Source organism: Acidithiobacillus sp., assembly GCF_023255755.1.
GTDB lineage: Bacteria > Pseudomonadota > Gammaproteobacteria > Acidithiobacillales > Acidithiobacillaceae > Acidithiobacillus.
The window spans coordinates 1-7,812 of record NZ_JAGDVS010000158.1 but is presented as its reverse complement, the minus strand read 5'-3'; the positions used below and the strand labels follow the sequence as shown (position 1 = coordinate 7,812).

Annotated in this window: 8 protein-coding genes and 1 pseudogene; 4 read left to right on the top strand and 5 right to left on the bottom strand. The window is 56.5% G+C overall.

The features are described 5' to 3' along the window. The first annotated feature begins 159 nt into the window (after window positions 1-159). Together kch and Q0C48_RS11240 are read left to right on the top strand one after the other, a co-directional pair. Entirely contained in the window at window positions 160-1,407 is a 1,248-nt protein-coding gene (gene kch / locus Q0C48_RS11245) for a voltage-gated potassium channel protein (protein ID WP_291524380.1), read from the top strand. Beyond that, entirely contained in the window at window positions 1,404-1,712 is a 309-nt protein-coding gene (locus Q0C48_RS11240; protein ID WP_291524378.1) for a superinfection immunity protein, read from the top strand. The genes kch and Q0C48_RS11240 overlap by 4 nt, the downstream gene beginning before the upstream one ends. Here Q0C48_RS11240 and Q0C48_RS11235 read toward each other — a convergent pair. Beyond that, the gene (locus tag Q0C48_RS11235) at window positions 1,693-2,772 is read right to left on the bottom strand and encodes a septal ring lytic transglycosylase RlpA family protein (RefSeq protein WP_291524376.1); all 1,080 of its coding nucleotides are present in this window, start codon (window positions 2,770-2,772) and stop codon (window positions 1,693-1,695) included. The genes Q0C48_RS11240 and Q0C48_RS11235 overlap by 20 nt on opposite strands. Window positions 2,773-3,102: 330 nt before the next feature. After that, window positions 3,103-3,477: a glycine zipper domain-containing protein gene (locus tag Q0C48_RS11230; RefSeq protein ID WP_291524375.1), complete on the bottom strand. Its 375-nt coding sequence runs from the start codon at window positions 3,475-3,477 to the stop codon at window positions 3,103-3,105. Between the two features lie 245 nt (window positions 3,478-3,722). On the opposite strand from Q0C48_RS11230, the gene Q0C48_RS11225 reads away from it, so the two are divergent. Then, window positions 3,723-4,109, top strand: a complete 387-nt coding sequence (locus tag Q0C48_RS11225) for a hypothetical protein (protein WP_291524373.1) — start codon at window positions 3,723-3,725, stop codon at window positions 4,107-4,109. Window positions 4,110-4,267: 158 nt separating this feature from the next. Beyond that, on the top strand, window positions 4,268-4,819 hold the full coding sequence (locus Q0C48_RS11220) for an ATP/GTP-binding protein (RefSeq protein ID WP_291524372.1): 552 nt from the start codon (window positions 4,268-4,270) through the stop codon (window positions 4,817-4,819). A gap of 4 nt (window positions 4,820-4,823) precedes the next feature. Here the strand turns inward: Q0C48_RS11220 and Q0C48_RS11215 are convergent, their stop codons facing one another. The 3 genes and pseudogenes from Q0C48_RS11215 to Q0C48_RS11205 form a co-directional block, all read right to left on the bottom strand. Further along, window positions 4,824-5,537 carry a type 1 glutamine amidotransferase gene (locus tag Q0C48_RS11215; RefSeq protein ID WP_291524371.1) on the bottom strand — a complete coding sequence of 238 codons (714 nt, stop codon included), beginning with the start codon at window positions 5,535-5,537 and terminating at the stop codon, window positions 4,824-4,826. Then, window positions 5,534-7,339: a sensor domain-containing phosphodiesterase gene (locus Q0C48_RS11210; protein WP_291524369.1), complete on the bottom strand. Its 1,806-nt coding sequence runs from the start codon at window positions 7,337-7,339 to the stop codon at window positions 5,534-5,536. The genes Q0C48_RS11215 and Q0C48_RS11210 overlap by 4 nt, the downstream gene beginning before the upstream one ends. Before the next feature lie 133 nt (window positions 7,340-7,472). Then, window positions 7,473-7,812 (bottom strand): annotated as a pseudogene (locus tag Q0C48_RS11205) (hypothetical protein); the annotation flags it as partial.

Sequence of the window (7,812 nt, the reverse complement as noted above, 5' to 3'; positions counted from 1 at the left end):
CAATCGGCTCCCTACATTTTACTGGAAATGGGGAGTTTTTCGAACTTCCCTATAGATGATACAGTTCTAGATGGATGATGTTTGGGCTGAGAGGTATTTTATCGCCTCGCCGAATTTCCGATTTAACGGCGTCTGGTCTCCATAAATAAGGGGCTGTTCATGATCAGGATCCCCGATGTGATGAAATTATCGCTACGACAGCGATTTTTTCGCTTCGTGGCCAAGGCGCAGGCGGTTTTGCATCTGAATGTGTGGTTTCCGCAGATACCGATGGCTATTGCTGTAGGGCTGCTGGGCGTGCTGGCCATACTGGATGCATTGCCCCATCTCACACAACTCTTCCCTGAATTGGCCGCTCTTGCACCTTCCACCAGTCTGACCCAGGCGCCGCTGTTGTCCGCTTTGGGTACAATACCGGAAGCGGCGGCCGGGGTTGTGCTGCTGCTGATGGCCTTCGGATTGCTGTTTCGCTCCCGCTTTTCCTGGGCCATTACGTTGGTGCTGGCGGCAGCGATGCTGGCCATATTGCTGCATCACTATGGTTTTGTGTGGAGTGGCGTCGTCATTTTTAATGCCGTGATACTAGTGGCATTGCTGCTGTTTCGGCGCCATTTTGCGCGTTCGAGTGTGGCCGCAGGTACCCTCTTTGCGGCGATTTCTATTTTACTCCTGATGAGCTATGCGGTACTGGGCAGTTACGTGTTGGGTGCAGGATTTTCGCCGTCTATCCAGAATCTGGTAAGTGCCTTGTATTTCGCCGTGGTTACCATGTCCACCGTGGGTTATGGGGATATTGTGCCGAAAAGCGAAGATGCCCGACTTTTTGTTATCTCCATCATCATCCTGGGTATCACCGTTTTCGCAACTTCTATTTCTGCGGTCGTTGTACCGTTGGTAAATGGCCGGATGCAGCGCCTGCTGATGGGAGAAAAAAAACGTAGTCACCGTAATCATTATCTGATTATTGGTGATAATGCGTTGGCACAGAACACCTATCGCGCGTTGCGCGCCCGCCATTTGCCGGCACTGGTGCTGGTTCCCGTGATGCCAGAGCATGGATGGATGGCTGAGGAAGATCTCATGATTGGTGATGCTACAGATCTGGATATTTTGCGTAAGGCGGGGGCTGAGTGCGCGCTGGGTGTTCTCGCATTGCGGGTCATAGACAGCGAAAACGCCTTTATCATTCTTGCGGCTAAAGAGTTGGCTGTTCCCGGAAAAACCGTGGCGGCGGTTCAGAATAGTAAAAATCTGGAACGTCTGCGACAGATTGGTGCCGACCTTATTATCTCCCCGGAGGTCTTGGGCGGCGAATTGCTGGCGCTGACGCTCAGTGGTGAAGAACTGGCAGGAGATACCATTATCAGTAAACTATTTACCGCTAAGGCGGAAGGAGTTGAGGCTTGAGTACTTTAATGGTGATAGGCATCGTGGTGTTGACTCTGATAGGGCTGGGCATTGCGGCGGTGTTTTTGCACGTGGTGGTATGGTTATTAGGTGCCATACTTGGTTTGTTTATCTATTTTATCCCCAGCATTATTGCCGCAGCACGTCACCACGAACATTTTCTGTGGGTACTGGTCCTGAATATTGTATTGGGCTGGTCGGGCATTGCCTGGATCATCCTGATTGTCTGGGCTATTCTCGGCGAGCGGAGGGAGCCACCCTTGCGCAAATTGGGCGCGGATGTCTTCAACCCTCCTGCTCGCTGACCACAAAGGTGCCGAGGCGCAGGCGTTGCAAACTGGCCGCATAGTCTTCCGGGGCGGCGGTGGGGGCCATCGGACCGATCTTGATTTTATATAACCCGCCCGCGGTCGTGGAGGATACTGGTACCATGTGCGCGGTGCTGATCCCGAAATCTTGCAGTTTGCTGCGCTCGCGGACAGCGGTCTGCAACTGCATGGGGCTTGCCGTTTCCAGATAGATTTGCCCGGACCGCGGTGTCTGCCGCCACTGCCGTAAGGTGTGGGCGGCCTCCCGAGGCGGCGGAACAGGGACGGGAGGGGCCTTCTGGACGGCGGCAGGTATGGCGCGGACCGGGCTGTTGGAAAAAGCGTCGTTTACCACGGCCGTCAGGTTGGCGCTGGCAGTGGAGGGAGGTGTATAGGCGGGTACCGGTATCGCCGTCGGCGTGTGCAAGACCGGTACGGGTGCCATCCTAGGCACGATACGTTGGGCCACCGGTAGCACTTGGGGAAGCGGTGTGCTGGGGCTTGGGCTGCTGGGAATCACCTGAATATGCACCGGCGTTGTGCCCTGGTTGAGCATGCCCAACTGGCTGGCGGCACCATAAGACATATCCATGATGCGACCACTCACGAAGGGACCGCGATCATCGACCAGCACCACAACGCTGCGTCCGTTCTTCAGATTCGTGACGCGCACGCAGGAGGGCAGCGGCAGCGTTCGACTCGCGGCCGTCATTTGCCGGGCGTGGAAGGCGGTACCCATGGCGGTCACGTTGCTTGAGGATTGCTGGTCGTACCAGGAGGCAATACCATTCTCTGAAAAGCCTGTATCACCATGCATGGGATGATACCACTCTCCATTGATTTCATAAGGTTGATTGTAGGCTGCATTGAGGTCGGGGGCTGGCGCGTGGCAATCCTGCCCGGTGGAATAAGCAGAACCCACCATCGCCGAACCGTAGCCACCACCTGACGTGCCGGCCATGTGGCTGGGCATACTCGCGCAGCCCGCAAGTGCCGCTGCGGCGGCGAAGCCGAAAGCCCCCAGCCTGTAACCCCGAAGATGGTATCGTACGCGCATGCTGATGCACGGCCTCCGTCTGGAAATACATTTGCATTCTAGGTCATAGTCTCCAGAAAGTTCAAGTAAGGCTGAGGGTTGGCTGTTTATTCTCAAGCAGTAAACGAGAAATATCGGCAAGCGGGGTGCGCTGCCGGAACTTCTGCTGCCATAGGCCACCTCAGCTCTGTCGAAGTTCCATCAGAGCTTCCTTTGTCCTGCAATGTGGTCCGTGCCTTGCCGTCCGGACGTGCCCGCTGGTTGGTCGCTGTCACCCCAGCGCTCCTGTATACGTTGCAGCGGGGCACGGGAACCTCATGGCGGACTTTTGGACCGGCGTCATGCGTCAGCTTATCGGGGGTAGCAGGTATATCCTGGCGGACAGGCAGGTGGTTGCTGGTATTGAGGCGCCGTCGGCGTACACACGTAGCCGGGCGGGCATGGTACGCCGCCCTGTGGTGCTGCATAGTAACCGGGCTGTGGTGCCGGCGCCTGCTGTTGGCTCCTGGAGATGCCATAGCCCGCAAGTCCGCCTAACCCGGCGCCAATGGCGGCGCCTGCCAGCGGCGAGCCGGTTTGATTTCCGATGACCGCGCCAGCGACGGCACCGAGCAGCGAGCCTCCCGCCGTATTGGCCGTAGTGCTATTGCTGGCGTAGGGATTATTCGCGCAGCCCGCTAACGCAAGGGGTAATGTTGCAATCATCAACCAGCGTGCCGTCTTCATGGTCACTATCTCCTCGTAATAGTACTTAGGTGCTTATTATGGTGCCAAGTTCCACAAGGATACTAGTGTAGTCAACCAGGCACAGTCCTGCCGATCGCAATGGCGGTTCCGGGAGAGGTCTCCTATCCGTTCATTATCTTGTTTGAGGCGTTGCCGGATGAATCCTCTCCGCCGCCTTTTGCAGTATAGTATGAAGCGAAGGTCCACTCCCCGGACCGACCCCGTATTTCGCTATGGAGAATGCTATGACCTTATCCTCACGCCTCGCGGCAGCCTCTGTGGTGCTGGCTCTTGGGTTGAGTGGCTGTACAGCCAGTTGGGCCCCACAAGTTAATCCTGTACCTTACTACACCTATTATCCCGCATCGCTCAGCGTGGTCACTGCCGCGGCTGAGAGGGCCTTGCCTCAGGCGGGTATGCAGTTTACCGGGTCCAAGCAGATCAGTCTCGACATTGTCGAAGTGCATGGGTATGATTCGGAGGGTAACGCCATTCTGATTACCCTGCAGACCAAGGGCGCTGCTGTTACCAAATTTTCGGCACGCATTGGCCTTTATGGGCACCTCCGTGAGGTGGAAGAGATAGAGCACTGGATGGGGCAGTATGTGGGACAGGCTATGGCGCAGCCCTGAGCAGGCTGTGGTCATCGTCAGCGCCTGATTTTGTGCAGCAATTCGGAATTGCAGTACGCGGTCAGCTGTTGCACGGGTAATCTATTGACCTGCCTGGATTGTTTGAGAGTCGGCATGGTTTGCTTTACACTGCTGGCACAAGTTTAAAGATTAGGCTCATGTCCGATCGGACCGTTGAAAAAAAAATTATTATTGCCGGGCATGTCGCCTCTGGAAAAACAACAGCCTTGCGCACATTGCTTGGCGAAAAGTTGCTCTCTACCGACGCAGCCTACTCAGAATCGAGATCGCTAGAAAGCAAAAGAACCACCACAGTAGCAATGGATTACGGAGTGATCCGATGTCCGAGAATCCCTGTCAAACTTCATCTTTATGCCATTCCCGGACAAGAACGTTTTCAGTTTATGTGGGAAATTCTGGGCAAAAACGCGGATGGTTTGATTGTGCTTATAGATGCCGCGAGGCCTCGACCTATTGACGCCATTCATCTCTATCTGGACAAGATTCTACCTTTCTTGAATAGCACCTCGGTCGTTGTGGCCTTGAACAAACTGGATCCAGAACAGAGGGCTTCGTTGCGCTTGCCGCCCTATCTGCGGCACGGCGACTTGCGGTTGCGGTTGACCACGACCGATGTGCGTGATGCGGAGGAAGTCATGGCCTTGCTACGTTTGCTGGCTGCAGAAATGATCGAGGCAGAGCGGCGCTGAGGCGTTAGCACAGCTGTTCTAGCCACGGGCGGTAGATCGCCATGGCCTTGTCCAGCAACTCTTCACATTTGTGCTCCAGATGCTCGTGAATGTTCCTGCGGCGTTGCACACCCGCACCGGTTTGTTGCAAGTCATCCGCCATGGTTTCCGTCCAGGCTTGCACCGTGGCGGGGGTGACCTCCGGGTGGCCTTGAAGCGCCAGACAGTGCTTGCCAATGGCAAAGGCCTGCTGGGCACAAAGGTCGCTGGCAAGCAGCGGCACTGCACCGGACGGCGGAAAAAAGGTCTCGCCATGCCAGTGAAAGAGCGTAAACGAGTCGGGGAGACCTGCTAACCAGGCGCTGCTCATTGCTTCTGGGGTCTTGGTGACTGGCCACCAGCCGATTTCCGGGCCATCTGGGTTAGGGATTACCTGGCCACCCATCGCTTGGGCAATCAGTTGCCCGCCGAGGCAGTGTCCCAGGACGGGGAGTTCCTCGCCAACTGCCCGGCGAATAATTTGTTGCTCGTTGAGCAGCCACGGGTACCGGTCCGTATCGTGGACGCTCATGGGTCCGCCCATGATGATCAAGGCGCCATAGTCGGCCAAGTCATCGGGAACCGGTACGCCCAGATCAAGGCGATGCACCTCCGTTCGATGCCCCTGTGCCACAAGAATATTGTGCAGGCTACCCAGCCCTTCTTCCGGATGGTGCTGTAAAACGAGAATCTTCGTCATGATGCAGGCTGTTCCGCAGTGGTGTTTTGTAGCCAGTATGTGGCAAAACTTGATGCTGGCATAGGTCTGGCGATGCCATATCCCTGTCCTCGGTCCGCCTGCATCTGGCGCAGGAGGTCGGCGCTCTCCATGTTCTCAATGCCTTCGGCGGTGACGGTTACACCCAGCGCATGGGCCATCTGGATCATGGCCTGAATCATCCGTTGGTGACGTTGACTCCCGGCCATGGGGATGACGAAGCTGTGGTCGATTTTGATTTGGTTGCAGCCAAGTTCGAGCAGGTATTGCAGTGCGGCGGGCCCGGTTCCAAAGTCGTCGAGGGCGAAGCGCACGCCAAGTCTCTGGCAGTCACTGATCAGTCTGGCGGTTTTGGCAATATCGCGCAGGGCGATGCGTTCAACCAGTTCCAGACAGATGCGCTCTGCAGACAGTGTGGGGCAGTCCGCCAGCGCGCGGCGTAAGTCGTCGCAGAGACGATGGTTTTCTACCTGGCGAGCAGCGAGGTTGATCTGGATGTCAAGGACCATGCCCTGCCTGGCCCAGACTTCGCCATGTTGGCAGGCGTTATGGATAACCCACGCTCCAATGCGCAGCATGACCGTAGAGTTCTCCGCGACATCCAGAAAGCTGGCGGGCAGGAGCAGGCCGCGTTCAGGGTGCTGCCAGCGGATCAATGCTTCGGCCGCAACGCAAAGGCCGCTTTGCATGTCGATGATGGGTTGCCAGTAGAGGACGAACTCCTGTTTTGCCAGTGCACGCTCCAGTTCACCGCGCAGGTGTTGGGCGGAGCGCCGACGTTCATCATCCTCGTGATCATAATAGGTCCAGCAATTTCCACCGGCCGCCTTGGCGCGATAGACCGCCTGATCTGCGTGGTGGATAAGCTCAACGGGATCGGCCTTATCATGGGGATAGGTGGTGACGCCGGCGCTGGCGGTTATACCAACCTGCTGATCATCCACCCCCATGCGAATATTGAGCGCCAGCAGAATGCGTTGGAGTATATCTTCCAGATCACGCGGGCTGTGCAGTTTTTCCAGCAACAGTATGAACTCGTCACCGGCCAGGCGGACGATGGTATCGCTGGCACGCAGCACGTCATGCAGGCGGGTCACAATTTCCCGCAGCAGACGATCCCCCGCGCTGTGCCCCAGGCTGTCATTCACTTCCTTAAAGCCATCAATATCCAATAAAACAATGGCGAGGATGCGTTGATCACGCTGCGCGCGGGCACAGGCCATGTTTAGGCGTTCTTCGAGCTGGTAGCGATTGGGTACACCGGTGAGGGTATCCCGAGTGGCAATCTGTTCCAGGTGCAGCTCAATACCCATCCGGTACCAGGCGGCACCCAGCATATCGGCCAATAGTTGTGCCAGGTGCAAAGTGCTTTCAGCGAGCTTTGCGGGCGCCGGGCGGAACCAGGCAACGGCCAGGACGCCACTGGCACCCTTGGGGCCGTGGACGGGGAGGGCGAGGCTTGCCTGTAAACCAGTAGCTACATACTCGGGCATGGCGTGGGCGCTGTTTGGATAATCCGGCACATAAATGGCGCGGTCCGTCCGTAGTGCGGCACCGCTGTTGCCGCGGTCGTCGGGAAAAATGTGCTTCGACAGGTCTGAATAGCTCGTGGGTAGGCCATGAAAAAACAGGTAACGCAGGTTATGATCTTCGTGGACGATGAAGGCCGCGCCATCGGCCTCCATCAGGTCTGCGGCTAGCGCCGCCGTTTCCTCGAAAAATGTACCGAATTCGTAGACGCGCACCAGATGTTGTAATCGGTTCAGAACAGAATCGGGAATCATCTTAAGTCCTCTGCGGTTCTACAACAGCAGGGTGAGGATGGGTGTTTCACAGGCTAGATCACCACCGGACCATTGCCTCTGGCGAAGTCTGCAACCGGATGGGGCGGACTTCGCCAACCAAGCTGTCACCAATCTAATCCGTACCAGCGGGCGGGTAGTGAGTCGCTGGCCCGACCGTATCGGGACCATCCCATGCGGGTTTATTCGGCACCAGATTCTCAATGGGCGCACCCATGACCCCCGGAATGGGGTCCTCTTTATGTATGGCATAGTCACCGATCTCTAAATCAGCGTCACTCATGCGCAGTGGGATGAACACGCCTAACAGCTTCAGAATAACGAATGTCATAACGGCGTTATATACCACGATTACCACGAGAGCGATTAATTGATGCCAGAGTTGCGCGAATCCACCACCATAGGGAAGTTCGAAAAACTCCCCATTTCCAGTAAAATGTAGGGAGCCGATTGGA